The organism is Streptomyces sp. Qhu_M48, assembly GCF_051305195.1.
Classification (GTDB): domain Bacteria; phylum Actinomycetota; class Actinomycetes; order Streptomycetales; family Streptomycetaceae; genus Streptomyces.
Genome location: NZ_CP195432.1, coordinates 7376171 through 7402253, shown reverse-complemented (window position 1 = coordinate 7402253; position 26083 = coordinate 7376171). Strand labels below are relative to the sequence as shown.

The 26083-nt window shown below is 73.8% G+C and carries 22 protein-coding genes; 17 read left to right on the top strand and 5 right to left on the bottom strand.

From position 1 onward, the window contains the following. The first annotated feature begins 70 nt into the window (after window positions 1–70). Window positions 71–1060 (top strand): aldo/keto reductase, encoded by a 990-nt coding sequence (locus tag ACRRSS_RS33200; protein WP_435974698.1) that lies wholly within the window; start codon window positions 71–73, stop codon window positions 1058–1060. A gap of 28 nt (window positions 1061–1088) precedes the next feature. On the opposite strand, the gene ACRRSS_RS33195 is transcribed toward ACRRSS_RS33200, so the two are convergent. Together ACRRSS_RS33195 and ACRRSS_RS33190 are read right to left on the bottom strand one after the other, a co-directional pair. Further along, entirely contained in the window at window positions 1089–1769 is a 681-nt protein-coding gene (locus ACRRSS_RS33195) for a GDSL-type esterase/lipase family protein (RefSeq protein WP_435974697.1), read from the bottom strand. Between the two features lie 62 nt (window positions 1770–1831). After that, the gene (locus ACRRSS_RS33190; RefSeq protein ID WP_435974696.1) at window positions 1832–2758 is read right to left on the bottom strand and encodes an alpha/beta fold hydrolase; all 927 of its coding nucleotides are present in this window, start codon (window positions 2756–2758) and stop codon (window positions 1832–1834) included. A 95-nt stretch (window positions 2759–2853) separates the two neighbouring features. On the opposite strand from ACRRSS_RS33190, the gene ACRRSS_RS33185 reads away from it, so the two are divergent. Next, entirely contained in the window at window positions 2854–3846 is a 993-nt protein-coding gene (locus ACRRSS_RS33185) for a WD40 repeat domain-containing protein (protein WP_435974695.1), read from the top strand. A gap of 162 nt (window positions 3847–4008) precedes the next feature. Here the strand turns inward: ACRRSS_RS33185 and ACRRSS_RS33180 are convergent, their stop codons facing one another. After that, window positions 4009–4770, bottom strand: coding sequence for a TetR/AcrR family transcriptional regulator (locus tag ACRRSS_RS33180; RefSeq protein WP_435974694.1), 762 nt, complete (start codon window positions 4768–4770; stop codon window positions 4009–4011). A gap of 98 nt (window positions 4771–4868) precedes the next feature. Here ACRRSS_RS33180 and ACRRSS_RS33175 point away from each other — a divergent pair, with 98 nt between their 5' ends. Together ACRRSS_RS33175 and ACRRSS_RS33170 are read left to right on the top strand one after the other, a co-directional pair. Beyond that, the gene (locus ACRRSS_RS33175; protein WP_435974693.1) at window positions 4869–5933 is read left to right on the top strand and encodes an ATP-binding cassette domain-containing protein; all 1065 of its coding nucleotides are present in this window, start codon (window positions 4869–4871) and stop codon (window positions 5931–5933) included. Further along, entirely contained in the window at window positions 5930–6736 is an 807-nt protein-coding gene (locus tag ACRRSS_RS33170) for an ABC transporter permease (protein ID WP_435974692.1), read from the top strand. The genes ACRRSS_RS33175 and ACRRSS_RS33170 overlap by 4 nt, the downstream gene beginning before the upstream one ends. Before the next feature lie 95 nt (window positions 6737–6831). Here ACRRSS_RS33170 and serC read toward each other — a convergent pair whose 3' ends face one another. Next, window positions 6832–7950 (bottom strand): phosphoserine transaminase, encoded by a 1119-nt coding sequence (gene serC, locus ACRRSS_RS33165; RefSeq protein ID WP_435974691.1) that lies wholly within the window; start codon window positions 7948–7950, stop codon window positions 6832–6834. 51 nt (window positions 7951–8001) lie between these two features. Here serC and ACRRSS_RS33160 point away from each other — a divergent pair, with 51 nt between their 5' ends. After that, a complete protein-coding gene (locus ACRRSS_RS33160; RefSeq protein ID WP_435974690.1) occupies window positions 8002–10866 on the top strand; it encodes an FAD-binding and (Fe-S)-binding domain-containing protein in 2865 nt (954 codons plus the stop codon). A gap of 70 nt (window positions 10867–10936) precedes the next feature. Here ACRRSS_RS33160 and ACRRSS_RS33155 read toward each other — a convergent pair whose 3' ends face one another. Continuing rightward, window positions 10937–11794: a LysR family transcriptional regulator gene (locus ACRRSS_RS33155; RefSeq protein ID WP_435974689.1), complete on the bottom strand. Its 858-nt coding sequence runs from the start codon at window positions 11792–11794 to the stop codon at window positions 10937–10939. 216 nt (window positions 11795–12010) lie between these two features. On the opposite strand from ACRRSS_RS33155, the gene ACRRSS_RS33150 reads away from it, so the two are divergent. The 12 genes from ACRRSS_RS33150 to ACRRSS_RS33095 all read left to right on the top strand — a co-directional run bounded on the left by ACRRSS_RS33150 (window position 12011) and on the right by ACRRSS_RS33095 (window position 26068). Beyond that, a complete protein-coding gene (locus ACRRSS_RS33150; RefSeq protein ID WP_435975489.1) occupies window positions 12011–12907 on the top strand; it encodes an EamA family transporter in 897 nt (298 codons plus the stop codon). 118 nt (window positions 12908–13025) lie between these two features. Further along, window positions 13026–13403, top strand: coding sequence for a VOC family protein (locus ACRRSS_RS33145; protein WP_435974688.1), 378 nt, complete (start codon window positions 13026–13028; stop codon window positions 13401–13403). A gap of 336 nt (window positions 13404–13739) precedes the next feature. After that, window positions 13740–13922 (top strand): DUF1272 domain-containing protein, encoded by a 183-nt coding sequence (locus ACRRSS_RS33140; protein WP_435974687.1) that lies wholly within the window; start codon window positions 13740–13742, stop codon window positions 13920–13922. A gap of 192 nt (window positions 13923–14114) precedes the next feature. Further along, window positions 14115–14903, top strand: a complete 789-nt coding sequence (locus ACRRSS_RS33135; RefSeq protein WP_435974686.1) for a TIGR03084 family metal-binding protein — start codon at window positions 14115–14117, stop codon at window positions 14901–14903. Continuing rightward, complete coding sequence (locus ACRRSS_RS33130) at window positions 14903–16618, top strand: acyclic terpene utilization AtuA family protein (RefSeq protein WP_435974685.1); 1716 nt, start codon at window positions 14903–14905, stop codon at window positions 16616–16618. Before ACRRSS_RS33135 ends, ACRRSS_RS33130 begins: the two co-directional genes overlap by 1 nt. A 157-nt stretch (window positions 16619–16775) precedes the next feature. Next, the gene (locus ACRRSS_RS33125; RefSeq protein WP_435974684.1) at window positions 16776–18377 is read left to right on the top strand and encodes an acyl-CoA carboxylase subunit beta; all 1602 of its coding nucleotides are present in this window, start codon (window positions 16776–16778) and stop codon (window positions 18375–18377) included. Between the two features lie 35 nt (window positions 18378–18412). Further along, complete coding sequence (locus ACRRSS_RS33120; RefSeq protein WP_435975488.1) at window positions 18413–20344, top strand: acetyl/propionyl/methylcrotonyl-CoA carboxylase subunit alpha; 1932 nt, start codon at window positions 18413–18415, stop codon at window positions 20342–20344. Continuing rightward, window positions 20341–21474: an acyl-CoA dehydrogenase family protein gene (locus tag ACRRSS_RS33115; protein WP_435974683.1), complete on the top strand. Its 1134-nt coding sequence runs from the start codon at window positions 20341–20343 to the stop codon at window positions 21472–21474. Before ACRRSS_RS33120 ends, ACRRSS_RS33115 begins: the two co-directional genes overlap by 4 nt. 209 nt (window positions 21475–21683) lie before the next feature. Further along, window positions 21684–23270: an AMP-binding protein gene (locus ACRRSS_RS33110; protein ID WP_435974682.1), complete on the top strand. Its 1587-nt coding sequence runs from the start codon at window positions 21684–21686 to the stop codon at window positions 23268–23270. Beyond that, window positions 23267–23995 carry an enoyl-CoA hydratase family protein gene (locus ACRRSS_RS33105; RefSeq protein WP_435974681.1) on the top strand — a complete coding sequence of 243 codons (729 nt, stop codon included), beginning with the start codon at window positions 23267–23269 and terminating at the stop codon, window positions 23993–23995. The genes ACRRSS_RS33110 and ACRRSS_RS33105 overlap by 4 nt, the downstream gene beginning before the upstream one ends. After that, window positions 23983–24561 carry a TetR/AcrR family transcriptional regulator gene (locus ACRRSS_RS33100; protein WP_435974680.1) on the top strand — a complete coding sequence of 193 codons (579 nt, stop codon included), beginning with the start codon at window positions 23983–23985 and terminating at the stop codon, window positions 24559–24561. Before ACRRSS_RS33105 ends, ACRRSS_RS33100 begins: the two co-directional genes overlap by 13 nt. 421 nt (window positions 24562–24982) lie before the next feature. After that, window positions 24983–26068 carry an isopenicillin N synthase family dioxygenase gene (locus ACRRSS_RS33095; RefSeq protein ID WP_435974679.1) on the top strand — a complete coding sequence of 362 codons (1086 nt, stop codon included), beginning with the start codon at window positions 24983–24985 and terminating at the stop codon, window positions 26066–26068. Window positions 26069–26083 lie beyond the last annotated feature (15 nt).

Here is a 26083-nt window from a genome sequence, read left to right as displayed (position 1 = left end):
CTCCCGGCGTCTGCCACCCCGTGGGAAGCCCCTTGCTTCGAGCGCACTCGAAGCAGTTGGCTTGACGTCCATGGAGTACACGCAGCTCGGACGCACCGGACTCAAGGTCAGCCGACTCGTCCTCGGGACGATGAACTTCGGACCCCAGACGGACGAAGCCACCAGCCACGCCATCATGGACACGGCGCTGGACGCGGGGCTCAACTTCTTCGACACCGCCAACGTGTACGGCTGGGGTGAGAACAAGGGCCGGACCGAGGAGATCCTCGGCTCCTGGTTCGCCCAGGGGGACGGCCGTCGTGACCGGACCGTCCTCGCCACCAAGGTGTACGGGAACATGGGCGTCGACGGTGAGGCCTGGCCCAACCACGACAAGCTCTCGGCGCTGAACATCCGCCGCGCCGTCGACGCCAGCCTCAAGCGCCTCGGCACCGACTACATCGACGTCTACCAGTTCCACCACGTCGACCGTTCGACCCCCTTCGAGGAGATCTGGCAGGCCGTCGACGTCCTGATCCAGCAGGGCAAGGTCCTCTACGCCGGCTCCTCCAACTTCCCCGGCTACAAGATCGCCCAGGCCAACGAGATCGCCGCCCGGCGCGGCTCGGTCGGCCTCGTCAGCGAGCAGTGCCTCTACAACCTCTTCGAGCGGCGCGCCGAGATGGAGGTCGTCCCGGCCGCGCAGGAGTACGGCCTCGGGGTCATCCCCTGGTCGCCGCTGCACGGCGGCCTGCTCGGCGGCGTCCTCAGGAAGGAGGCCGAGGGCAAGCGGCGTACGGAGGGACGCGCGGCGGCCACGCTCGCCGACCCGGCCTCCCGGGCGCAGCTCCAGGCGTACGAGGACCTGCTCGACAAGCACGGTCTGGAGCCGGGCGAGACGGCCCTCGCGTGGCTGCTCACCCGCCCCGGAGTGACGGGCCCGATCGTCGGCCCGCGCACGCCCGAGCAGTTGGCGAGTGCGCTGCGCGCGCTGGAGGTGGAGCTGGGCGAGGAGGTCCTGTCCGCCCTGGACGAGATCTTCCCGGGCCCGGGTCCGTCCCCGGAGGCCTTCGCCTGGTGACCCCGTAGGGAGTGTGGGGGCAGGTGGCTCAGGGCTGGTACGGGCCGCCGAGCCCCCACGCCTGGTGCATCGCGTCGGCGAAGGCGGCGGCCAGTTTGTGCTCGCCCGAGGGGCCCGGGTGGGTGCCGTCGTAGGTGTCCGTGCCGAGGTCGTACGACTCCGGGACCGTCGCCAGGAGGAGCGGGGAGGCCGCCGTGTCCAGGTCGGCGACGGCTTTCCCGAGGAGTTCGTTGAAGCGGGCGCACTGGGCGGCGAAGGGGGCGTCGTACCCGGCGCGCACGTTGGGGATGACGGGCAGGAGGACGGCCCGGACGCGCGGGTTCGCGGCGCGGGCCGCGGCGACGAACGCCCGGACGTTCTCCTCGGTCTGCTCGCTGTCGGTGTAGAAGCCCAGGTCGATCAGGCCCAGCGAGATCAGCAGCACGTCGGCTCCGGTCTCCGTGACCGTCCCGCCGATCACGGGCGCCATGTGCAGCCAGCCCTCGCCCCAGCCGGCCAGGTGGCGGCGGGCGGGGGTGGGGAAGGCGGCGTCGGCGTAGTCCTCCGAGGCCGGGGCGTCGGAGGCGGGGTCGTACAGAGCGGTGCGGGGGCCGACGATCTCGTACCCGCCGGGGAGGGTGGACTCCAGGTGCCGCCACATGCGGTACCGCCAGGTCCAGTCGCCGGCGCGTCCGATGGTCATGCTGTCGCCGACGAACAGAAAACGCATGGTCATATCATCGCGGACGGCGTCCCGGCCCTGCGACGTGATCCGGGACACGGCCTCCGCCGTCAGGCGCCCAGGAAGGCCCCGACCGTCGCCGCGCACCACGCGGCGTCGTCGTGCCACGGGAAGTGCCCGGCCCCCGCGAGGACCGCGACCTCGGCCTTCGGGAACAGCCCCGCGTACGCGATGGCCGTCGGCACCGGCGTGTTCACGTCCCCCTCCCCGGCGACGACCAGCACCGGCCGCCCGAACTCCGCGAACACCGCGCGCGTGGCGGCCGGTTCGAAGGCGCCCTCGCTCCCGTGGCGCTCGGCGGCCTCCTCGTTCCGCTGCCGCGCCCCCGCCTCGTGCCGCTCCCGCGCGGCCTCGTCCCACGTCCCGTGGAAGAACGGCGTCACCGCGTCGAAGGCCTCCGCCGTCCCGCGCCCCGCCGTGACCTCCTCCAGCGCGGCGTAAGCGGGCCCGAACCACGGCTCGTCCCGCCGCAGCCGCGCCGCCGCGAGCCGTTCCTCGGGTGCCGTGCCGAGGCCGACGGCCGCCGTGCCCGGGGTGACGAGGACCAGCCGGGCCACCCGCTCCGGGTACCGGGCCGTGTACAGCGCGGCCAGGTTCGCGCCCGCCGAGTGCCCGAGGAGGTCGATCGCGTCGAGCCCGAGGTGGGCCCGCAGCGCCTCCACGTCCTCGACGAGCCGGTCGCAGCGGTACGAGGCCGGGTCGTCCGGCACCGCCGACGCGCCCGTCCCCCGCAGGTCGAGCCGGACCATCCGGCGGCGGGCGGTCAGTCCGCCGAGGTCGCCGAGGTAGCCGGAGTCCTGGAAGGGCCCACCGGGCAGGCAGACCAGCGGGGCGGCGGTCCCGGCCCCGGACTCGGTTCCGGCTCCTGCCCCGGTTCCGGCTCCGGAGCCCGAGTCGTGGTACGCGAGGAGGGTGCCGTCGGGGGCGGCGAAGGTGTGCGGGGAGAAGCCGGGAGCGGGCACGGCGGAGGTGGGCATGAGCGCGACCCTGACAGGGGCTCCGGGGCCGGTCAAGCAGGTTTCGGGGGCAGCGGACACGGCCCTCGTCCCCGTGTCGTGGCAGGCTGGGGGGCATGCGATCTGCTCTGTGCGCCCTCGGGGCGGCGGCGGCCCTGGTGCTGCTCCCGGCCGGTCATGCCCGTGCCGAAGGGCAGGGACCCGACCAGGACTTCACCATCGAGGACTCCCGCGTCAAGGAGTCCAGCGGCATCGCCGCGAGCCGGGCACACCCCGGGATCTACTGGACGCACAACGACCAGGACGCACCCCTGATCTACGGCATCGACTCCCGTACGGGGAAGACGGTCGCGACCCTGACCATGCAGGGGGTCGGCACCCCCCGGGACATGGAGGCGATCGCGGTCGGCCCGGACGGGGACATCTACGTCGGCGACATCGGCGACAACCTCGACGGCTCCTGGGACCACGTCTGGATCTACCGCTTCCCCGAGCCGAAGGCCCTCAAGGACCAGAAGGTGGCGGCGAGGCAGTACGTCGTGAAGTACGCCGACGGGGCGCGCAACGCCGAGGCGATGATGGTCCATCCGAAGACCGGCCGGGTGTACATCGCGAGCAAGAACGAGGACGGCGGCGGTCTGTACGCGGGCCCCGAGAGGCTCTCCTCGTCCGGGACGAACGTCTTCCGGCGCGTCGGCGAGGTCCCGTGGGTGACCGACGGGGCGTTCTCGCCGGACGGCGACCGGCTCCTCCTGCGCGGCTACCTGATGGCGCGCGAGTACACGTGGAAGGACGGTCGTCCCACCGACGAGGGCCGGAGCGTCGGGGCCCCGTTCCAGGGGCAGGCGGAGTCGGCGACGTACACGAAGGACGGCTCGGCGTTCATGTTCGGCTCGGAGGGCCTGAACAGCAAGGTCATCCGGGTGGAGCGAACGGACGCGGGAAGCCCCTCGGGGCAGCCGGCGGACACGCCGGGCGCACCGAAGACCCCCGGGTCGCCGACCGGGCAGGAGAGCGGTGAGAAGGGGAGCGTCACGGTCGGCTTCCTGGTCCTCGCCGGCGCGACCGTGCTCGTCGTCGGCGCGAAGCGACTCCTCAGGCGCCGCTGACGCCTCGGGTGCCGATGAGGCCTGAGGTGCGCTGACGCCTGGGGCGCGCTGACGCCTGGGGTGCCGGCGCCCCCGCCTCCGGCGCCCCCGCCCGGGCGCCCGTCGCCGCCTCAGGCCTCGCCGGTACCGGCGCCGCTGACGCCTGGGGCGTCTGACGCCGCTTCAGGCCTCGTCCGTACGGGTGTCCCCGCTCGCGCCGCCCGCTCGCGCCACCAGGAGTTCGAAGCCGTCCAGGAGCCGTTCGAGGCCGAAGGCGAAGTGGTCGACCTCGCGGGAGAAGGTGTCCTCGGCCATCGCCGCCATCTGCGGGTACGCCCCGGAGGTCATCGCCCGCTCCAGATAGGGCTGTTGGGCGCGCCAGAACTCCTCGTCGTCGACGCCGGTCTCCTTCGCGGCCTCGACGGTCTGGAGTTCCATGCGGGCGATCCCCGCCGTGTAGCTCTGCACGGTGATGATGACCGAGATGGTCTCGTGGTCGCCGAGCCCCATGCCGTGCGGCCCCTTGAGCCCCGACAGGCAGAGCTCCAGGCCGCGCAGCGCGCTCGGGCCGAGGACGGAGCGGGCCTCGTTGACCTTGAGCAGCCAGGGGTGGGCCCGGTAGAGGTCGAGGGTCGTGCGGGCCAGCGCCGTGACGGTGTCGCGCCAGTGCGTGGGCGGCGGCGGTTCGTCGTCGAAGGACTCGCCCTGGACGCGGTCGAGCATCAGGTCGAGCAGTTCGGTCTTGCCGGGGACGTACCGGTAGAGCGACATCGTGCCGACGCCGAGCTCGCTCGCCACCCGTCGCATCGAGACGGCGTCGAGCCCTTCGGCGTCGGCGAGGCCGACCGCCGTGGCGACGATCCGGTCGAGGGTGAGGCCCGGCTTGGGGCCCCGGCTGGGTCGGTCGCCCGTGCCCCAGAGGAGGTCGAGGCTGCTCGTCGTCATGCCGCCACTCTAAAACTGAGTACACCGTACCCTGAATTGGGTACGGTGTACTCAGATGCTCGTGGAGACGCGAGCCCACGACCCACCGGAGGCTTCCCATGCCCGAACACGCCGTCCTCGCCGAGGGCTTGAGCAAGCGGTACGGCAAGGAGCGGCGCGACGACGTCACCCACGCCCTCGACGGCTTCGACCTCGCCGTCCGGCCCGGCACCGTCCACGGACTCCTCGGCCCCAACGGCGCCGGCAAGACCACCGCCGTCCGCATCCTCGCCACCCTCCTCAGGGCCGACGGCGGCCGCGCGGAGGTCGCCGGCGTCGACGTGGCCCGCGACCCGCGCGCCGTCCGCACCCGCATCGGCCTCGTCGGCCAGAACGCCGCCGTCGACGAGGGCCTCACCGGGCGCCAGAACCTCGAACTCTTCGGCCGCCTCTTCCACCTCGGCGGCGCGGCGGCCCGCACCCGGGCCGCCGAACTCCTCGACCGCTTCGCCCTGACCGAGGCCGCCGACAAGGGCGCCGGCCAGTACAGCGGAGGCATGCGCCGCCGCCTCGACCTCGCCGCCTCGATGATCCTCGCTCCCGCCGTCCTCTTCCTCGACGAACCGACCACCGGCCTCGACCCGCGCGCCCGGGGCGAGGTCTGGGAGGCGGTCCGCACCCTCGTCGCGGGCGGGACGACCGTCCTGCTCACCACCCAGTACCTCGACGAGGCCGACCGGCTCGCCTCCCGGATCACCGTCGTGGACCGGGGCCGGGCCATCGCCGACGACACCCCCGACGGCCTCAAGGACCGGGTGGGCGGCGACCGCGTGGAGGTCGTCGTCGCCGAGCGCGCCGACCTCCCGGCCGCCCACGCGATCCTCGCCCGGACCGCCGGCACCGATCCCCGTACCGACGAGGCCGGGCGACGCGTCCACGCCGCCGTCACCGACCGGGTCGCCGCTCTGACGGAGGTGGCCCGCGCCCTCCAGGAGGAGCGGATCGCCGTGGAGGACCTGGCGCTCCGGCGCCCCACCCTCGACGACGTCTTCCTCCGCCTGACCGGCCAGGGAGCGGACCCGGACCGGGAGGGGACCGCCATGGACCGGGAGGGGACCACCGCCGACCGGAAGGCGGACCAGAGAGCGGGCCAGGCAGCCGACCGGAACGAGGCCGCCGCATGAGCACCGTCGCCGCCGGGCGTGCCTACTGGGCGTGCGCCGACTCCCTGACCCTCGTCCGCCGCACCCTGCTCAACTACCGCCGCCGGCCCGCCGCCATCCTCTGGCAGCTCGGCTTCCCCATCGTCTCCGTCCTGCTCTACGGCTTCGTCTTCGGCAGCGCCATGCTGGTGCCCGGCGGTGGCGACTACCGCGAGTTCCTGATGCCGGGGATGTTCACCATGACCATGGCCTTCGGGCTGATGAACACCGCGTCGGCCGTCGTCTCCGACAGCGGCAAGGGGGTCGTGGACCGGTTCCGGTCCATGCCGATGGCCCCGTCCGCCGTGACCACCGGCAGGGGCCTCTCCGACCTCTTGATCGCCGCCGCCGAACTCACCATCCTCGCCGCGACCGCCCTCGCCATCGGCTGGACCTCGGACGGCGGCCCCGGCGCGACCGCCCTCGGCTTCGCTCTGCTGCTGTTCCTGCGCTTCAGCCTGATCTGGGTGGGCGTGTGGTGCGGTCTCGTGCTGCCGAACACGGAGGCCGCGGGCGCCCTCTACGCGGTGATCTTCCCGATCACGATGATCTCCAGCGTGTACGTGGCGCCGACGCTGATGCCCTCCTGGCTCGCGCCCGTCGCCGCCTGGAACCCGGTCTCGTCCACGGTGACGGCCGCCCGCGAACTCTTCGGCAACCCGGGCGCGGGCGGCGGCTCCTGGGTCGAACAGCACGCGGTCCTGATGGCCTTCGCCTGGCCACTGGCGATCACGGCGGTCTTCCTGCCCCTGGCGGTCCGCCGGTACCAGTCACTGAGCCGGTGACTGGCACGAGGGCCCGGTGACTGGCACGAGGGTCCGGTGACGCACGAGGGCCCGGTACGGACGGTGTCCGTGCCGGGCCCCGGGTACAGAAGGTGTCAGAGCTTCTCGATCACGTAGTCGACGCAGGCCGTGAGCGCCCGTACGTCCGCCGGGTCGACCGCCGGGAACATCGCGATCCGCAGCTGGTTGCGGCCCAGCTTGCGGTACGGCTCGGTGTCCACGATCCCGTTGGCACGCAGCACCTTGGCGACCGCCGTCGCGTCGATCTCGTCCGCGAAGTCGATCGTGCCGATGACCTGCGAGCGCTTCGCCGCGTCCGTCACGAACGGCGTCGCGTACTTGGACTCCTCGGCCCAGCCGTACAGCGCGTCCGAGGACTCCTTCGTCCGGGCCACGGCCCAGTCGAGACCGCCCTGGCCGTTGATCCACTTCAGCTGCTCGTTGAGCAGGAAGAGGGTCGAGAGCGCCGGGGTGTTGTACGTCTGGTTCTTCAGCGAGTTGTCGATCGCGGTCGGCAGCGAGAAGAACTCGGGGATGTGCCGGCCGGAGTCGTGGATCTTCCGCGCCCGCTCCAGGGCGGCCGGGGAGAAGGCCGCCAGCCACAGGCCGCCCTCGGCGGCGAAGGACTTCTGCGGGGCGAAGTAGTAGACGTCCGTCTCGGCGATGTCGACGGGGAGACCGCCCGCGCCGGAGGTCGCGTCGACCAGGACGAGCGCGCCCTCGTCGGCACCGGCGACCCGCTTGATCGGGGCGGCGACACCGGTGGAGGTCTCGTTGTGGGTGTACGCGTAGACGTCGACGCCCGCCTCGGCCACCGGCTCCGGGTGGGTGCCCGGGTCGGAGGAGATCACGGTCGGCTCGGCCAGCCACGGGGCCAGCTTCGCTGCCTTCGCGAACTTGGAGGAGAACTCGCCGAAGGTGAGGTGCTGCGACTTGTTCTCGATGAGACCGTGGGTCGCGACGTCCCAGAAGGCGGTGGAGCCGCCATTGCCCAGGATCACCTCGTAGCCCTCGGGGAGCGAGAAGAGGTCACGGATGCCGGTACGTACCTCGCCGACCAGGTTCTTGACCGGAGCCTGGCGGTGGGAGGTGCCGAGGAGAGAGGTGCCGGTGGCGGCCAGGGCGTCCAGCGCCTCCGTACGCACCTTGGAGGGGCCCGCGCCGAAACGGCCGTCGGCGGGCTTGATGTCAGCGGGAATCTGGATATCAGCCACGAGGCGGAGAGTATCGGGTCGGGAAGGGGCCGGTCGCCGGATGTCCGCCCGATGAGACGAGGACTGGGACATCCTGGCCTTGTGGGAACACACCAGGAACGCGCCGGTGAGTCCGGGCGGCTCGCCGCCGAGCTGCGCGCCGCCGTCGCAGGCGAGGTCGACTTCTCGGCCACGGCCCGGGCCCTGACGACCATGGACGCCTCCAACTACCGCCGCGTGCCCGTCGGTACGGTCGCGCCGCGCGACGCCGACGACGTCGCGGCGGCCCTGGAGGTGTGCCGGGCGCACGGCACGCCGGTCGTCGCCCGGGGCGGCGGCACGTCCATCGGGGGCCAGGCCACCGGGACCGGTGTCGTGCTCGACCTCACACGGCACATGGCCGGGCTGGTCTCGCTGGACCCGGAGGAGCGGACGGCGGTCGTCCGGCCGGGGCTCGTCCTGGACCGGCTGCGGGAGGCGGCGCGCCCGTACGGGCTGACCTTCGGTCCCGATCCGTCCACGCACAGCCGCTGCACCCTCGGCGGAATGATCGGCAACAACGCGTGCGGGGCGCACTCGGTCGCCTGGGGGACCACGGCGGACAACGTGCGCTCGCTGGATGTGGTGACCTACCGGGGCGCGAGGTTGACGCTGGGGCGTGCGGGGCGGCCGGGGGCGCCCGACGGCCGGGGCGCGCGGGCCGGGTCCCCGGAGGCGCGTGACACGCCGCCCGGACTCCTCGACCTCGTCGAACGGAACCTGGCGCTGCTGCGCACCGGCTACCCGCCGGGCCTGCCGCGCCGGATCTCCGGCTACGCGCTGGACGCGCTGCTGCCCGAGCGGGGCGTGGACGTGGTCCGCTCGTTCTGCGGCAGCGAGGGCACGCTCGGGGTGGTGACGGAGGCGACGGTACGGCTCGTCCCGCTGCCCGCGGAGCCGGTGCTCGTCGTCCTCGGGTACGCCGACGAGAGCGCGGCGGCCGAGGCGGCGGCCGGACTCCTGCCGTACGGCCCGCTCACGGTGGAGGGGATGGCCGCCGACCTGGTGCGGGGCGCGCGGGGGCTGCCGAAGGGCGGGGCCTGGCTGTTCTGCGAGGTCGACGGGGAGGGCCCGGCGCGGCGGCTCGTGCGGGCGGCGGACGCGCTCGACGCGGCCGTCGTCAAGGACCCGCTCGGGCAGCGGGCGCTCTGGCGGATCAGGGAGGACGCGGCGGGGACGGCGACCCGGACGCCCGGGGGCGGGGAGGCCTGGCCGGGGTGGGAGGACTGCGCGGTGCCGCCGGCGCGGCTGGGCGCGTATCTGCGCGAGTTCCGGCTGCTGCTCCGGGAGTTCGGGCTCCGGGGAGTCCCGTACGGGCACTTCGGAGACGGCTGCGTGCACGTCCGCATCGACTTCGACCTGTGGACGGAGAAAGGGGTACGGGACTTCCGGCGCTTCTCGGAGGCGGTGGCCGACCTCGTGGTCGCCCACGGCGGCTCGCTCTCCGGGGAGCACGGCGACGGGCAGGCGCGGGCCGAGCTGCTGCCGAGGATGTACGGCGAGGAGCTCGTCGGTCTCTTCGGCGCCGTCAAGGACGTGTGGGACCCGGACGGCGGGCTCAACCCGGGGATGCTGGTCCGCCCGCGCCCCCTGGACGAGGGCCTGCGGTTCACCGGACTGCCCCTGGTGGGGGTGGGGAGGGCCGCGGCCCGGTGCGTGGGCGTGGCCAAATGCCGTGTGGAGGGCCCGAGTGCGGGGCCCGGTGTGATGTGCCCGTCGTACCGGGCGACGGGGGAGGAGAAGCACTCCACCCGGGGACGGGCGCGGCTGCTCCACGAGATGGCGCTCGGCGAGGTCATCACGGACGGCTGGCGTTCGGAGGAGGTGCGGGAGGCGCTCGACCTGTGCCTGTCGTGCAAGGGCTGTCGCAGCGACTGCCCGGTGGGCGTCGACATGGCCGCGTACAAGGCGGAGTTCCTGGACCGCCACTACGCGGGCCCGCTCGGCCTGCTGCGCCGGCCGCGGTCGCACTGGACGATGGGCCGCCTGCCGCGCTGGCTCGACCTCTTCGGGCGGGCGCTGAACCCGGCGATGGGGCTGCCGTTCGCGGCGCGGCTCGCGGGGGTGACGCCGGAGCGGACGATGCCGAGGGTGGCGGAGAGGTCGTTCGCGTCGTGGTTCGCCGAGCGGAGCTCGACCCGCCCGGCGGCGCTCACGCTGTGGCCGGACACGTTCACGAACCACCTGGCGCCTGAGGTGGGACTGGCCGCGGTCCGGGTCCTGGAGGACGCGGGCCTGGGGGTGGAACTGCCGCCGGGCCGGGTCTGCTGCGGCCTCACGTACGTGTCGACGGGGCAGTTGGGAGCGGCGCGGAGGGTGATGCGGAGGACCCTTGACGTGATGGAGGGGCGGGGGGAAGCGGCCACCGGGGCGGCCGGCTCCACGGGACCCACCGAGACCACGCGGCCCGTCGTGGTCCTGGAACCCTCCTGCGCGGCGACCCTCCGCACCGACCTGCCGGAACTCCTGCCGGACGACCCGAGGGCGGCCCGCCTCGCCGCCTCCGTCCGCACCTTCGCGGAGGCGCTGGAGACCCTGGCGCCGGAGTGGGAGCCGCCGCGCCTGGACCGCCCGGTGACGGGCCAGACGCACTGCCACCAGCACGCGGTGCTGGGCGACGCGGCCGACCGCCGCCTCCGCGAACGCGCCGGTCTGACGGGGGCGCTGGCGGGCGGCTGCTGCGGCCTCGCGGGCAACTTCGGCTTCGAGCCGGGCCACTACGAGGTGTCGATGGCGTGCGCGGAGGACCAACTGCTCCCGGCGCTGAGATCGGCGGCGCCGGAGGCGACCGTCCTGGCGGACGGCTTCTCGTGCAGGACCCAGATCACCGACCTGACGGCCCACCGGGGGCGACATCTGGCGGAGGTGCTGGCGGAGGCGCTGGACGAGGGCCTCTGAGACGACCGCGACGGGGGGCTCGGGTGCGTGGGCGCACGGGGGCGCGGGCTTTTCGGGTCCGGCCGCCCGCTCACCCCCCGCTCACGATCTCGCGGGCCAGCGCCACCAGCGCCCCGGTCGCCGGGTGCGGGAACGCGTCCCGCCAGGCCAGGACCACCGGAAGTGCCGGGGCGTCCGGAAGGGGGCGGTAGGTGACGCCCGGGTGGGGGTGCAGGGCCGCCGTCGAGGCGGACGAGACGCCGACGCCCCGGCCGGCCGCGATCGCCGCGAGCCAGTCGTCGGTGTTGGCGACCGTGACGGTGGCCGCCGGGCGGGCGGCGGGCGGCCAGAGGGCGAGGGTGGTCGTACCGGAGACGGTGTTGAGGACGACGGTTCCGTCGGCGAGGTCGTCGAGGGTGAGCCGGGCCCGGTCGGCGAGCGGGCTGTCGGCGGGCACGGCGGCGACCCGGTCCTCCGTGGTGAGCTCCTCGGTGGCCAGGCCCGGCGCGTCGACCGGGCCCCGGAGCAGGGCGGCGTCGACCTCGCCCCGGGTGAGGCCTGCGGTGCGGTCGTCGACGCGGAGGAGTTCGAGCGGGGTCTCGGGGTGTTCGCGCTGCCAGCGCCGGAGGAGCGGCGTGGTGTACGGGCCGAAGGCCGACCAGGCGTGTCCGAGGCGCAGGGGCCGGTGGCGGAGTCTGGCCGGGTCGACGGCGGCGTCGAAGGCGGCGAGTGCGGCGGCGGCCCGGTCCTGGAAGGCGCGGCCCTCGGCGGTGAGGGCGAGGTGGTGGGTGGAGCGGTCGACGAGCCGGGCGCCGAGGTGGTGTTCGAGGGCGGCGAGCGTGCGGGAGACGGCGGGTTGGGTGAGGTGGAGCCGGGCGGCCGCTCTGGTGAGGCTGGATTCCTCGGCGATGGCGAGGAAGCAGCGGAGGTGGCGCAGCTCGATGCTCATGCGTCCGGAGCATAACCGCAGCGCAATCGGCATTTCCGGTGCCGCGCGGAGGCTCGTAGCGTGAGAGGGGAAGCCTGGCTTCCGGAAACCGGTAGTGCATTATTCTGAACTATCGGTACAGTGAACTAAACCCCATGTCGTGGGGTCCTGTCGTACATGGGTCTGATGGGTCTGGAGGAGCGGTCGGTGGACAGTCCGGTCAAGGATGTGACCCCGGTGGTGGCCACGGCCGGCGCGGAGCCGGTCGGCGTCTCCGCCCGGGGGGCGGCCGGTCACCGGTGGGGGCCGGTGGGGCTCGTCGTGGCGGGCGGGCTCTCCGTGCAGTTCGGGTCGGCGCTCGCCGTCCTCCTGATGCCCCGCGCCGGCGCGTTCGGCGTCGTCACCCTGCGGCTGGTCCTGGCCGCCCTCGTGCTCCTCCTCGTCTGCCGCCCCAAGGTCCGGGGCTACGCCCGCGCGGACTGGGGCACCATCGTCGCCTTCGGCGCCGCCATGGCGGGCATGAACATCTGCATCTACCAGGCCGTGGACCGGATCCCGCTCGGCGTCGCCGTGACCCTGGAGGTGCTCGGCCCGCTCGCCCTCTCGGTGATCGCCTCGCGCCGCCTGATGAACCTCCTGTGGGCCGGGCTCGCCCTCGGCGGTGTCCTGCTGCTCAGCGGTGGCGGCTTCGACCGCCTCGATCCGGTGGGTGTCGCCTTCGCGCTCGCCGCGGGCGTCATGTGGGCCCTGTACATCGTGTTCAGCGCGCGGACGGGCCGCCGTTTCCCGCAGGCGGACGGGCTCGCGCTCGCGATGGCGTTCGGCGCCGTCCTCAGCCTGCCGCTGGGTCTCGTGGAGGCGGGCGGCAAGCTCCTCGTCCCGTCGACGATCGGCCTGGGCCTCCTGGTCGCGCTGATGTCCTCGGTCCTGCCGTACACCCTCGAACTCCTCGCGCTGCGCCGGCTGCCCGCCCCCACGTTCGCGATCCTGATGAGCCTGGAACCGGCCATCGCGGCGACGGCGGGCTTCCTCGTCCTGAGCCAGGCGCTGTCGCTGACCGACGCCCTCGCCATCGCCCTGGTCATCGCGGCGAGCATGGGCGCGGTCCGCACGCAGGCGCGCCGCACCGGTTGAGCGGGGTCCGGCCCGGTGAGGGTCGGGACGACCCGTGAAGCCCGGGGCGGGTCCGGAAAGTCCCGCCCGGCTCGCGGGTGGACGGCGCTGCACTCCGGACGCGACCTAGAATCCGGCCATGATCGCCGATCTCCAGTGCGTCGTGCTCGACTGCTCCGCCCCGCGCGAACTCGCCGAGTTCTACCGCGCGGTCCTCGGCGGGGAGGTCGACCGGCCGGACCGTCGCTGGGCCCTCGACGGGGCCTGGTCCACCCTCCACACCCCCGGCGGGCTCGTCCTCTGCTTCCAGGGCGTGCCCGACCACCGCCCGCCGACGTGGCCGGATCCCGAGCGCCCGCAACAGTTCCACCTCGACTTCGGCGTCCCCGACCTCGACGCGGCCCAGGAGCAGGTCCTCGCCCGGGGCGCGACCCTCCTGGAGGAGGGGGACCCCGCCCGGGGCTGGCGCGTCTACGCGGACCCCGCCGGCCACCCGTTCTGCCTGATCGGCCACTGACGGCCCGATCGGACACGGCCACCGGGCGGAGGCTTCCGGCCCTGGCCCTACCGGCACTTCCGCCCCCCACTGGCCCCTACGGCCCCCACTGGCCCCTACGGCCCCCACTGGCCCCTACGGTCCCTGCGGCCCCCACTGGCCCCCACTGGCCCTACGGCCCCTACGGCCCCTACGGCCCCTACGGCCCCACCGGCCCTCAGGCCCCACCAGCCTCGCCGGCCCCACCAGCCCCCACGGCCCGATCCTGTCGAGTCTTGGCCCTCCGGCTGTTTCGGGGATGGTGGGGTCCCTCCGACGATGGGGTTGTCGTCGTCGGAGCGAGAAGAGGAGCAGGTCGTGGCCCTGGAGATGCGTGAACGGTGCGAGCGGTGCGACACGGCCGTGCTGGGGCCGGACGGGCCCGCGCTGATCTGCTCGTACGAGTGCAGTTTCTGTGTGCCGTGCGGCGATGCCATGGAGGGCGTCTGCCCCAACTGCGGGGGTGAACTGGTCCGGCGGCCGCGTCGCGTCGCGGGTTAGTGGCCCCCCTCGTGGCGCACACCCTCCTCCGAAAAAACTAAAGCAAGCACGCTTGATTGTTTCTGGTGCCGCTGCCATGCTCCTCGCGAAGGACCGTGGCGGCGGCATCGGCGTCGGTGCCGAGCCCGACCGTGACGCCCGTGACCGTGAACGCCCGTGACCGCGAACGCCCGTCCCCGAGGGGAGCGCACCGTGTCCGACCCCGTCGTCGTGCTCGACGACCTGCGTGACGAGAGTGATGAACTCGATCGTCTCGTCGCCGAGTTGAGCGAGGAACGGTGGGGTGCGCCCACCCCGGCCCCCGGCTGGACGATCGCCCACCAGATCGCGCACCTCGCCTGGACCGACCGCGCCGCGCTCCTCGCCGCCACCGACGCCGAGGCCTTCGCCGCCGAGACCGAGAAGGCGCTCGCCGCCCCCGACCGCTTCGTCGACGAGGGCGCGGAGGAGGGCGCGAAGCTGCCGCCCGCCGAGCTCCTCGCCCGCTGGCGGGAGGGCCGCGACCGGCTCCAGGAGGCCCTGCGCGCGGTCCCGTCCGGGGCCCGTTTCCCCTGGTACGGGCCGCCGATGAGCGCCCCCGCCATGGCCACCGCCCGGCTCATGGAGACCTGGGCGCACGGCCAGGACGTCGCCGACGCCCTCGGTGTCGTCCGTGCGCCGACCGCCCGCCTCCGGCACGTCGCCTGGATCGGCCACCGCGCCCGTGACTACGCCTTCCTGGTGCGGGGCCTCCCCGTGCCCGCCGAGCCGATCCGGGTCGAAGTCACCGCCCCCGACGGCGCGTTGTGGACGTACGGCCCCGAGGGTGCCGCCCAGAAGGTCACCGGGACGGCCCTCGACTTCTGTCTGCTGGTCACCCAGCGCGTCCACCGCGACGATACCGCCCTGGTCGCCGACGGGCCCGACGCCGAGCGGTGGCTCGCCGTCGCCCAGGCCTTCGCGGGCCCGGCGGGCCCGGGCCGCGCCCCCGAGGGGGCGTAGTGGCCCTCCGCGTCGGCAACGCCTCCGGGTTCTACGGCGACCGGTTCGACGCCGTCCGCGAGATGCTCACCGGCGCCGGGCCCGGCGGTGGTCCCGACAGCGGTCCCGACGGTCCGATCGACGTCCTCACCGGCGACTACCTCGCCGAGCTGACGATGCTGATCCTCGGCCGCGACCAGCTCAAGGACCCGTCGTCCGGGTACGCGAAGACGTTCCTGCGCCAGATGGAGGAGGGTCTCGGGCTCGCTCACGAGCGCGGGATCCGGATCGTCACCAACGCGGGCGGGCTGAACCCCGCCGGGCTCGCCGACGCCCTGCGCGCCCTCGCCGCGAAGCTCGGCCTGCCGACCCGGATCGCGTACGTGGAGGGCGACCGGCTGCCCGCCACGGGCGGCGCGCTGACCGCCAACGCCTATCTCGGCGGGGCGGGCATCGCCGCCTGCCTCTCCGCCGGGGCCGACGTCGTCGTCACCGGCCGGGTCACCGACGCCGCCCTCGTCACCGGGCCCGCTCAGTGGCACTTCGGCTGGGGCCCCGAGGAGTACGACCGGCTTGCGGGCGCGGTCGTCGCCGGGCATGTCCTGGAATGCGGCACCCAGGCCACCGGCGGCAACTACGCCTTCTTCCGCGAGCACGACCCGGAGCTCTTCCGCCGGCCGGGCTTCCCCGTCGCCGAGCTCCACGAGGACGGCAGCGCCGTCATCACCAAGCACTCCGGCACCGGCGGCCTCGTCGACGTCGGTACGGTCACCGCCCAGCTCCTCTACGAGACGGCCGGCGCGCGCTACGCGGGGCCGGACGTGACGGCCCGGCTCGACACCGTACGGCTCGACCCGGAGGGCCCCGACCGGGTCCGGATCTCCGGCGTACGGGGGGAGGCGCCGCCCCCGACGCTCAAGGTCGGGCTCAGCAGGCTCGGCGGCTACCGCAACGAGGTCGTGTTCGTCCTGACCGGCCTCGACATCGAGGAGAAGGCGGACCTCCTGCGGGCGCAGGTGACCGACGCCCTGGAGAAGTCGCCTCCCGCCGAGGTCCGTTGGGAGCTGGTCCGCACCGACCGGCCCGACGCCGCCACCGAGGAGACCGCGAGCGCCCTGCTCCGGCTCGTCGTCCGGGACCCCGCCCCCGAGGCCGTCGGCCGCTCCCTGACAGGGGCGGCGATCGAACTGGCCCTGGCGAGCTACCCCGGCTTCCATGTCACCGCCCCACCAGGGAAGGGCGCCCCCTACGGGGTGTTCGAGAGCGTGTACGTGCCCGCCGCCGACGTTCCGCACACGGCCGTGCTCCCGGACGGGACCCGCGTCCCCGTCCCCGTACCGGCGCACACCCGTGCGCTGGAGGCAGTACCCGGACCGGACCTTCCCGAGCCCCTCCCGCCGGGGCCCACGCGGCGGGCCGCGCTCGGCCGGATCGCCGGGGCCCGCAGCGGTGACAAGGGCGGCGACGCCAACATCGGCGTCTGGGTCCGCACGGAGGAGGAGTGGCGCTGGCTCGTCCACACCCTCACGGTGGACAGGCTGCGCGCACTCCTGCCCGAGACCGCCGGCCTCACCGTCACCCGGCACGTCCTGCCGCACCTGCGCGCGCTCAACTTCACCGTCGCCGGAATCCTCGGCGAGGGCGTCGCCTCCCAGGCCCGCTTCGACCCGCAGGCCAAGGCCCTCGGCGAGTGGCTCCGCTCGCGCCACCTCGACATCCCGGAGGCCCTCCTGTGAACCCCGTACCCCAGGTGCCCCAGTCGCCCCGGACACCCCAGGCACCCCGAGTACCTCAGGCACAGACACCCCAGTCACCCCAGCCACCCCAGCCACCCCAGCCACCTCAGCCACCCCAGGCCCCCCAGCCACCCCAGGCCGTCCGGGAAGGACTCCAGTGACCGTCCTCGCCTCCGCCCTCGACACCGGCGGACCCGACTACGCCGCCGCCCGCGCGGCCATGCTGGACAAGCTGGCCGCCCTCGACACCGAGCACGCCAAGGCCCTCGCGGGCGGCGGCGAGAAGTACACCGCCCGGCACCGGAAGCGCGGCAAGATGCTGGCCCGCGAGCGCGTCGAGCTGCTCGTGGACCCCGACTCGCCGTTCCTCGAACTGTCGCCGCTCGCCGCCTGGGGCAGCGACTACACCGTAGGGGCCTCCCTGATCACCGGGATCGGGGTCGTCGAGGGCGTCGAGTGCCTGATCACGGCCAACGACCCGACCGTGCGCGGCGGCGCCTCCAACCCCTGGACGCTGAAGAAGGCCCTGCGCGCCAACGAGATCGCGTACGCCAACCGGCTGCCCGTCATCTCGCTCGTCGAGTCCGGCGGCGCCGATCTCCCCTCCCAGAAGGAGATCTTCATCCCCGGCGGGGCGCTCTTCCGCGACCTCACCCGGCTCTCCGCCGCCGGCATCCCCACCATCGCGGTCGTCTTCGGGAACTCGACGGCCGGTGGCGCGTACGTCCCCGGCATGTCCGACCACGCCGTGATGATCAAGGAGCGCTCGAAGGTGTTCCTCGGCGGTCCGCCGCTGGTGAAGATGGCGACGGGGGAGGAGAGCGACGACGAGTCGCTCGGCGGCGCCGAGATGCACGCCCGGACCTCCGGGCTCGCCGACCACTACGCCGTCGACGAGACCGACGCCCTCCGTCAGGCCCGGCGGATCGTCGCCCGGCTCAACCACCGCAAGGCGCACCCCGATCCGGCCGCGCTCGCCGAGCCGCCGAAGTACGACGAGGACGAACTGCTCGGGATCGTGCCGGGGGACCTCAAGACCCCGTTCGATCCGCGCGAGGTGATCGCCCGGATCGTCGACGGATCGGACTTCGACGAGTTCAAGCCGCTGTACGGGCCGAGCCTCGTCACCGGCTGGGCGAGCCTGCACGGCTACCCGGTCGGCGTCCTCGCCAACGCGCAGGGCGTGCTCTTCGGCCCGGAGTCGCAGAAGGCGGCGCAGTTCATCCAGCTCGCCAACCAGCGGGACATCCCGCTCGTCTTCCTCCACAACACCACCGGCTACATGGTGGGCAGGGAGTACGAGCAGGGCGGCATCATCAAGCACGGCGCGATGATGATCAACGCGGTGTCGAACTCCAGGGTCCCGCACCTCTCCGTCCTCATGGGGGCGAGCTACGGCGCCGGGCACTACGGCATGTGCGGCCGGGCCTACGACCCCCGCTTCCTCTTCGCCTGGCCGAGCGCCAAGTCCGCCGTCATGGGCCCGCAGCAGCTCGCCGGCGTCCTCTCCATCGTGGCGAGGGCCTCCGCGGCGGCGAAGGGACAGCCGTACGACGAGGACGCCGACGCCGGGCTGCGCGCCCTCGTCGAGGCGCAGATCGAGTCCGAGTCCCTGCCGATGTTCCTCTCGGGCCGGCTCTACGACGACGGGGTCATCGACCCCCGCGACACCCGCACGGTCCTCGGACTGTGCCTGTCCGCGATCCACACGGCACCGGTCGAGGGCGCGCGCGGCGGCTTCGGCGTCTTCCGAATGTGAGGCCCCAGATGACCTCTTCGACCCTCCGAACGTCGATGATCACCTCCGTCCTGGTCGCGAACCGGGGCGAGATCGCCTGCCGGGTCTTCCGCACCTGCCGCGACCTGGGCATCTCCACCGTCGCCGTGTACTCCGACGCGGACGCCGACGCCCTGCACGTCCGGGAGGCCGACGCGGCGGTACGGCTGCCGGGGGCGGCGCCCTCGGAGACGTACCTGCGCGGTGACCTCGTCGTGAGGGCGGCGCTCGCGGCGGGCGCGGACGCCGTCCACCCCGGCTACGGCTTCCTCTCCGAGAACGCCGACTTCGCGCGGGCCGTGACCGACGCGGGCCTGGTCTGGATCGGCCCGCCGCCGGAGGCGATCGAGGCGATGGCCTCGAAGACGCGGGCGAAGGAGCTCCTGGGGATCGCGCCCCTGGCCGAGGTCACGGAGGCGGACCTGCCCGTCCTGGTGAAGGCGGCGGCGGGCGGTGGCGGCCGGGGCATGCGGATCGTCCGCGAACTGGCCGCCCTGGAAGGCGAGTTGACGGCAGCCTCGGCGGAGGCGGCGAGCGCGTTCGGTGACGGCGAGGTCTTCGTCGAGCCGTACGTGGAGAACGGCCGCCACGTCGAGGTGCAGCTCCTCTGCGACACCCACGGCACCGTCTGGGCGCTCGGCACCCGCGACTGCTCCCTCCAGCGCCGCCACCAGAAGGTCGTCGAGGAGGCCCCGGCGCCCGGCCTGCCCGCCGCGCTCGAAGCGTCCCTCCTGGACACGGCCGTCCGCGCGGCGAAGGCCGTCGGCTACACCGGCGCGGGCACCGTCGAGTTCCTGGTCGCGGACGGCCGGGCGCACTTCCTGGAGATGAACACCCGCCTCCAGGTCGAGCACCCGGTGACGGAGGAGGTGTACGGGGTCGACCTCGTCGCCCTCCAGCTCGCGGTCGCCGAGGGCCGCGAACTGCCGCCGGAGCCCCCGTCCCCGAGCGGCCACGCGATCGAGGCGCGCCTCTACGCGGAGGACCCGGCACGGGAGTGGGCGCCGCAGACGGGAGTCCTGCACCGCTTCGACGTCCCCGGGGAGGGCCGCGTCCGGGTCGACACCGGATACGTCTCCGGGGACACGGTCGGGGTCCACTACGACCCGATGCTCGCCAAGGTGATCGTCCACGCCCCCACCCGCGCCGAGGCGGCCCGCAAGCTCGCCCACGCGCTGGAACGGTCCCGGATCCACGGCCCGGTCACCAACCGGGAGCTGCTCGTCGCCTCGCTGCGGCACCCGGAGTACGGGGCGCCGGAGGCGCTCGACACGGGCTTCTACGACCGGAACCTGACCGCCCTGACCACGGCGCCGGAGGGCGAGGGGTACGCGGCGGTGGCGGCGGCCCTGTCCGGGGCGGCCGCCCGCCGGGGCCGCTTCGGCGGCGGCTGGCGCAACCTGCGCTCCCAGGACGGGACGAGGGCGTACGGGGAGCACGAGGTCCGCTACCGGCCGGGCCGGGACGGCGGATACGAGGTCACGGCCCCCGAGGGCGTCCGGGTCGTGTCGGCGTCCCCCGACCGCGTGCGCCTCGACGTCTCCGGAGTCGTACGGGACTTCGAGGTCGCCCGGTACGGCGACGGCACCGTCCACGTCGGCCCCTACCGCCTCGCCGCCCGCCCCCGCTTCCCCGACCCCGCCGACCAGCGGGAACCCGGCTCCCTGCTCGCCCCCATGCCCGGCACCGTCGTCCGGGTCGCGGACGGGCTCGCCGTCGGCGACCGGGTCGCCGCCGGGCAGCCGCTCCTCTGGCTGGAGGCGATGAAGATGGAGCACCGCGTCATCGCCCCCGCCTCCGGCACGCTCACCGCGCTCCACGCCGCCCCCGGCCGCCAGGTCGAGGTGGGCGCCCTGCTCGCCGTCGTACAGACCGAAGCACAGGCGTCCGTACAGACCGAAGCACCGGCATCCGTGCAGACCGAAGCACAGGAGGACAAGACCGTATGAGCACCATGATCGAGAGTGAAGAGCTCACCGCGCTCCGGGCCGCCGTCTCCGCGCTCGGCCACCGGCACGGCCCCGGCTTCGACCGGGCCGCCCTGTGGGCGGAGGCGGGCAAGCTCGGCTACCTGGGCGTGAACCTGCCCGAGGAGTACGGCGGCGGGGGCGGCGGCATGGCCGAACTGTCGATCGTCCTGGAGGAGGCGGGCGCCGCCGGAGCGCCGCTCCTGATGATGGTCGTCTCGCCCGCGATCTGCGGCACGGTCATCGCCCGCTTCGGCACGGAGGAGCAGAAGCGGGAGTGGCTGCCGGGGCTCGCGGACGGCTCGCGGACGATGGCGTTCGGCATCACGGAGCCCGACGCCGGATCGAACTCGCACCGCATCACGACCACCGCGACCCGCACCGAGGAGGGCTGGGTCCTCAACGGCCGGAAGGTGTTCGTGTCGGGCGTCGACATCGCCGACGCGACCCTGATCGTGGGCCGCACCTCGGACGCGCGGACGGGCAGCCTCAAGCCCTGTCTCTTCATCGTCCCGCGCGACGCCCCGGGCTTCCGGCGGCGGCACATCGAGATGGAACTGGACGCGAACGAGAAGCAGTTCGAGCTGACGATCGACGACGTCCACCTGCCGGCGGACGCGCTCGTCGGGGACGAGGACGCGGGCCTGCTCCAGCTCTTCGCGGGCCTGAACCCGGAGCGGATCATGACGGCGGCCTTCGCGATCGGCATGGGCCGCTACGCCCTCGCGCGGGCCGTGAGGTACGCGAAGGAGCGCCAGGTCTGGAAGGCCCCGATCGGCGCCCACCAGGCCGTCGCGCACCCCTTGGCGCAGGCGCACATCGAGCTGGAACTGGCCCGCCTGATGATGGCGAAGGCGGCTCAGCTGTACGACGCGGGGGACGACGCCGGTGCGGGCGAGGCGGCCAACATGGCGAAGTACGCGGCGGCGGAGGCCTGTGTGAAGGCCGTGGACCAGGCGGTCCACACCCTCGGCGGCAACGGCCTCACCAAGGAGTTCGGCCTGGCCCGACTGATCACGGCGGCCCGGGTGGCCCGCATCGCCCCGGTCAGCCGGGAGATGATCCTCAACTACGTCTCGCACCAGACGCTTGGGCTGCCCAAGTCGTACTGACACCCTCGGGGCGGCCCTCGGACCGCCGCGGCTCGCCGGCCGGCGGTGGCGGCGCCCGCCACGCACAGGGCGACGCGGGCGCCGAGCGGGAGGACGAGCGCGAGCCGCGCGCCGCCGTTGTCTCCCCGATCTGCTGTCAAGGTCTCCCCAAGTCGCACCGGCACCCGCGATCCTGGCGCTCACCTTCCACCTCTTCAAGGGGTCAACGCATGGTGTTCCACAGCGAGTACGAGCCCGTCCCCACCGTCTCCCTCCCCATCCACGACGCGGTGCTCGGCCGCGCCGCCGAGCGGGGTGACACGCCCGCGCTGGTCGACGGGGCCGGGGAGTTCACCCTCACGTACGGGCAGGTCGACGCCTTCCACCGGCGGGTGGCCGCCGGGCTCGCCGAGGCCGGGGTGCGGAAGGGGGACGTGCTCGCGCTGCACAGTCCCAACACCGTGCTCTTCCCCATCGCCTTCTACGCCGCCACCCGTGCCGGGGCGGCCGTCACCACCGTGCACCCGCTCGCCACGCCCGAGGAGTTCGCGAAGCAGCTGGGGGACTCCGCCGCGCGCTGGATCGTCACCGTCTCGCCGCTGCTCCCGGCCGCCCGCGCCGCCGCCGAACTCGCGGGCGGCGTCCGGGAGATCTTCGTCTGCGACCAGGCGCCCGAAGGGCCCGAGGGCGAGGGGGTGCGGTCGTTGCAGTCCTTCCTCGGCTCGACCGGGCCCGTGCCCGAGATCGACGTCGACCCCGACGAGGACGTCGCCGCGCTCCCGTACTCCTCCGGCACCACCGGCGTCCCCAAGGGCGTGATGCTCACGCACACGTCGATCGCCACGAACCTCGCCCAGCTCGAACCGGTCATCCCGATGGGGCCGGGCGACCGCGTCCTCGCCGTCCTCCCCTTCTTCCACATCTACGGCCTGACCGCCCTGATGAACGCGCCCCTCCGCCAGGGCGCCACCGTCGTCGTCCTCCCCCGCTTCGAGCTCGACACCTTCCTCGGCGCCATCCAGAAGCACCGCATCAACGGCCTGTACGTCGCCCCGCCGATCGTCCTCGCCCTCGCCAAGCACCCGGCCGTCGCCGCGTACGACCTGTCCTCCCTGGAGTACGTCGTCAGCGCCGCCGCCCCCCTCGACGCGGCCCTCGCCGAGGCCTGTTCCGCCCGGCTCGGGCTGCCGCCGGTCCTCCAGGCGTACGGCATGACGGAACTCTCCCCGGGCACCCACGTCGTCCCCCTCGACGCCGAGAACCCGCCGCCCGGCACCGTCGGCAAGCTGCTGCCCTCCACCGAGATGCGGATCCTCTCCCTCGACGACCCGTCGAAGGACGCCGCCCCGGGCGAGGAGGGCGAGGTCGCCATCCGGGGGCCGCAGGTCATGAAGGGGTACCTCGGCCGGCCCGACGCCACCGCCGCCATGATCGACGCCGACGGCTGGGTCCACACCGGCGACATCGGGCGCGTCGACGCCGACGGCTGGCTGTACGTCGTCGACCGCGTCAAGGAACTCATCAAGTACAAGGGCTTCCAGGTCGCCCCCGCCGAACTCGAAGCGCTCCTCCTCACGCACGACGGCGTCGCCGACGCCGCCGTCATCGGCGTCACCGACGCGGAGGGTACGGAGATACCCAAGGCCTTCGTCGTACGCCAGCCCTCGGCGCCCGGCCTCACCGCCGAGGACGTCATGGCTCACGTCGCCGCACGGGTCGCCCCGTACAAGAAGGTCCGCAGCGTCGAGTTCGTCGACACCGTGCCCCGGGCGGCCTCCGGGAAGATCCTCCGAAGGGAACTGAGGGACCGCGCATGACCACCACACTCGTGACATCGGCCGAGGACCGGGGCATCACCACCCTCACCCTGAACTCCCCCGCCACCCGCAACGCCCTCTCCGCCTCCCTCGTCACCGAACTCGCCGACGCGCTCACCGCCTGCGGCAAGGACCCGGCGGTCCGGGCGGTGGTCCTCGCCCACACCGGTACGACGTTCAGCGCGGGCGCCGACCTGAAGGCGCCGCCCAGCCCGTACGCCTTCGTCGACCTGCTCCGGCAGATCGTCGAGCTGCCGAAGCCGGTCGTCGCCCACGTCACCGGGCACGTCCGGGCGGGCGGCCTCGGCCTGCTCGGCGCCTGCGACATCGTGGTGGCCGGGGAGGCCTCGGACTTCGCACTCACCGAGGTACGGATCGGGGTCGCGCCCGCCGTCATCTCCCTCACCCTCCTCCCCAGGCTGGAACCGCGCGCGGCCGCCCGCCACTACCTGACGGGGGAGGGGTTCGGGGTCCCGGAGGCGATCGCCATGGGCCTCGTCACCGACGGGGACGCGGCCCTCCCCGGCATCCTCGACGCCCTGCGCGCCGGCTCCCCGCAGGGCCTGCGGGAGGCGAAGCGGCTGGTCACCGCTAGAGTCCTGGAGACCTTCGAACGCGACGCGGAGGACCTCGTGCGGAGGTCGGCCACGCTCTTCGCCTCCGCCGAGGCGCGCGAGGGGATGACGGCCTTCCTCGAACGACGGGACCCTCAATGGCGGCTGTGACCGCGCCCAAGCAGGACAGGAGCCGCGCCACCCGGCAGCGGCTCCTGGAGGCGGCCGTGTCCTGCCTGGCCGAGCACGGCTGGGCGGGCTCCACGGTCGCCGTCGTCGCGGAACGGGCCGGCGTCTCCCGGGGCGCCGCCCAGCACCACTTCCCGACCCGCGAGGACCTGTTCACGGCCGCCGTCGAGTACGTGGCGGAGGAGCGCTCCCAGGCGCTGCGGTCCCTGCCGTCCCGCGACCGGCACGAGGCCGTCGCCGCGCTCGTCGACCTCTACACCGGGCCCCTCTTCCGGGCCGCCCTCCACCTCTGGGTCGCCGCCTCGGACGAGGACCAGCTCCGCGCCCGCGTCACGGAGCTGGAGGCCCGCGTGGGCCGCGAGTCGCACCGGATCGCCGTCGAGGTCCTGGGCGCGGACGAGTCCCGCCCCGGCGTCCGCGAGACCGTCCAGGGCCTCCTGGACATGGCCCGCGGCCTGGGCCTCGCCACCCTCCTGACGGACGACCGCGCCCGCCGGGAGCGGGTGGTGTCCCAGTGGGCCCACCTGCTGGACGAGGCCCTGGCGTAACCGTCGCCTCGGTGGCGGTCGGGCGTACGCCGTGACCACCGGGCCCGCGGGGTCCAGGGCGTCCAGGCGCCCCCGCCGGGGCCCAGGTCCGTGCCATCGGACGCCCGTGCGCCCGCCCGAAACCCCCTCGCGCCCCTTCCGGAATTTCCTGCGCCCCCTCGGGCTTCCCCCTACGTGACCCGGACCACAGTCGTTCGACCCCTGCCGCAGTACTGTGGTCGCATGCCCCTGCTCGTACGCCGTCGCCACGTGGACTTCGTCCGCGTCACGAGCATGAGCTGTCGCCGCTCCGCCTGACCCTCAAGGGCACCACCACCGCCCCCCGGGTCCCTCGTTCCGAGCCCAAGCCGACCGGCACCCGTGGCCCCCGCCCCACCCCTGGCGGCCGCTCCGGGCACCCGTAGACCCCGCGGACGCATCCATGACTCTCAGCTCGTCCTCCCAGCAGCCGACCAGCAGCCCGAAGACCCGGAGCTCGTACGCCGCGCAGCTCCCGATCGTCGACCTCTCCGCCGCCGACCGCGGCCCCCAGGCCCGGCGTCTGCTCCACGCGCAGCTCCACTCGGCCGCCCACGACGTCGGCTTCTTCCAGCTCGTCGGGCACGGTGTGACCGAGGCCGAGACGCGGGCCCTGACCTCCGCGATGCACGCCTTCTTCGCGCTGCCCGAGGCCGACCGGCTCGCCCTCGACAACATCAACTCGCCGCACTTCCGCGGCTACACCCGCATCGGCGACGAGCGCACCGGCGGCGCCCGCGACTGGCGCGACCAGCTCGACATCGGCGCCGAGCGCCCCGCGCGCACCCCCGCGCCCTGGGAAGCCCCGTACTGGTGGCTCGAAGGCCCCAACCAGTGGCCCGCCGCCCTCCCCGAGCTGCGGACCGCGGCCCTGCACTGGGTGGACCGGCTCAGCGGGGTCGCCGAGCGTCTGCTGCACGAGCTGCTGGCGTCGATCGGGGCGCCGCGGGACTTCTACGACGACATCTTCGGCCCGCGCGCCCACCCGCACCTCAAGCTGGTGCGCTACCCGGGCAGCAGCGGCGAGGGCGACGACCAGGGCGTCGGCGCGCACAAGGACTACGGCTTCCTCACCCTGCTCCTCCAGGACCAGGTGGGCGGGTTGCAGGTCCAGCGCGAGGACGGGAACTTCCACGATGTGCCGCCGCTGCCGGGCGCGTTCGTCGTGAACCTCGGCGAGCTGCTCGAAGTGGCGACCAACGGCTATCTGCTCGCCACCAACCACCGGGTCGTCTCGCCGCCCGGGGCGACGGAGCGGTACTCGGTGCCGTTCTTCTACAACCCGCGGCTCGACGCCCGGATCTCGCCGCTCGTCTTCCCGCACGCCGGGACGGCGCCCGGTGTCACGGCCGACCCGGCGAACCCGCTGTTCGCGGAGTACGGCCGCAACGAGCTGAAGGGCAAGCTGCGGGCCCATCCGCTGGTGGCGGCCCGCCACCACGCGGACCTGCTGCTGCACCCGGAGTCCCAGCCGGCGCTGTCGGCGTAGCCGGGACGGCACGCG

Bases quoted from the DNA above. Each gene is read 5' to 3' on its own strand.
- ACRRSS_RS33200 (WP_435974698.1), top strand. From the start codon at position 71: ATGGAGTACACGCAGCTCGGACGCACCGGACTCAAGGTCAGCCGACTC.
- ACRRSS_RS33195 (WP_435974697.1), bottom strand. From the start codon at position 1,769: ATGCGTTTTCTGTTCGTCGGCGACAGCATGACCATCGGACGCGCCGGC.
- ACRRSS_RS33190 (WP_435974696.1), bottom strand. From the start codon at position 2,758: ATGCCCACCTCCGCCGTGCCCGCTCCCGGCTTCTCCCCGCACACCTTC.
- ACRRSS_RS33185 (WP_435974695.1), top strand. From the start codon at position 2,854: ATGCGATCTGCTCTGTGCGCCCTCGGGGCGGCGGCGGCCCTGGTGCTG.
- ACRRSS_RS33180 (WP_435974694.1), bottom strand. From the start codon at position 4,770: ATGACGACGAGCAGCCTCGACCTCCTCTGGGGCACGGGCGACCGACCC.
- ACRRSS_RS33175 (WP_435974693.1), top strand. From the start codon at position 4,869: ATGCCCGAACACGCCGTCCTCGCCGAGGGCTTGAGCAAGCGGTACGGC.
- ACRRSS_RS33170 (WP_435974692.1), top strand. From the start codon at position 5,930: ATGAGCACCGTCGCCGCCGGGCGTGCCTACTGGGCGTGCGCCGACTCC.
- ACRRSS_RS33160 (WP_435974690.1), top strand. From the start codon at position 8,002: ATGAGACGAGGACTGGGACATCCTGGCCTTGTGGGAACACACCAGGAA.
- ACRRSS_RS33155 (WP_435974689.1), bottom strand. From the start codon at position 11,794: ATGAGCATCGAGCTGCGCCACCTCCGCTGCTTCCTCGCCATCGCCGAG.
- ACRRSS_RS33145 (WP_435974688.1), top strand. From the start codon at position 13,026: ATGATCGCCGATCTCCAGTGCGTCGTGCTCGACTGCTCCGCCCCGCGC.
- ACRRSS_RS33120 (WP_435975488.1), top strand. From the start codon at position 18,413: ATGATCACCTCCGTCCTGGTCGCGAACCGGGGCGAGATCGCCTGCCGG.
- ACRRSS_RS33115 (WP_435974683.1), top strand. From the start codon at position 20,341: ATGAGCACCATGATCGAGAGTGAAGAGCTCACCGCGCTCCGGGCCGCC.
- ACRRSS_RS33110 (WP_435974682.1), top strand. From the start codon at position 21,684: ATGGTGTTCCACAGCGAGTACGAGCCCGTCCCCACCGTCTCCCTCCCC.
- ACRRSS_RS33105 (WP_435974681.1), top strand. From the start codon at position 23,267: ATGACCACCACACTCGTGACATCGGCCGAGGACCGGGGCATCACCACC.
- ACRRSS_RS33100 (WP_435974680.1), top strand. From the start codon at position 23,983: ATGGCGGCTGTGACCGCGCCCAAGCAGGACAGGAGCCGCGCCACCCGG.
- ACRRSS_RS33095 (WP_435974679.1), top strand. From the start codon at position 24,983: ATGACTCTCAGCTCGTCCTCCCAGCAGCCGACCAGCAGCCCGAAGACC.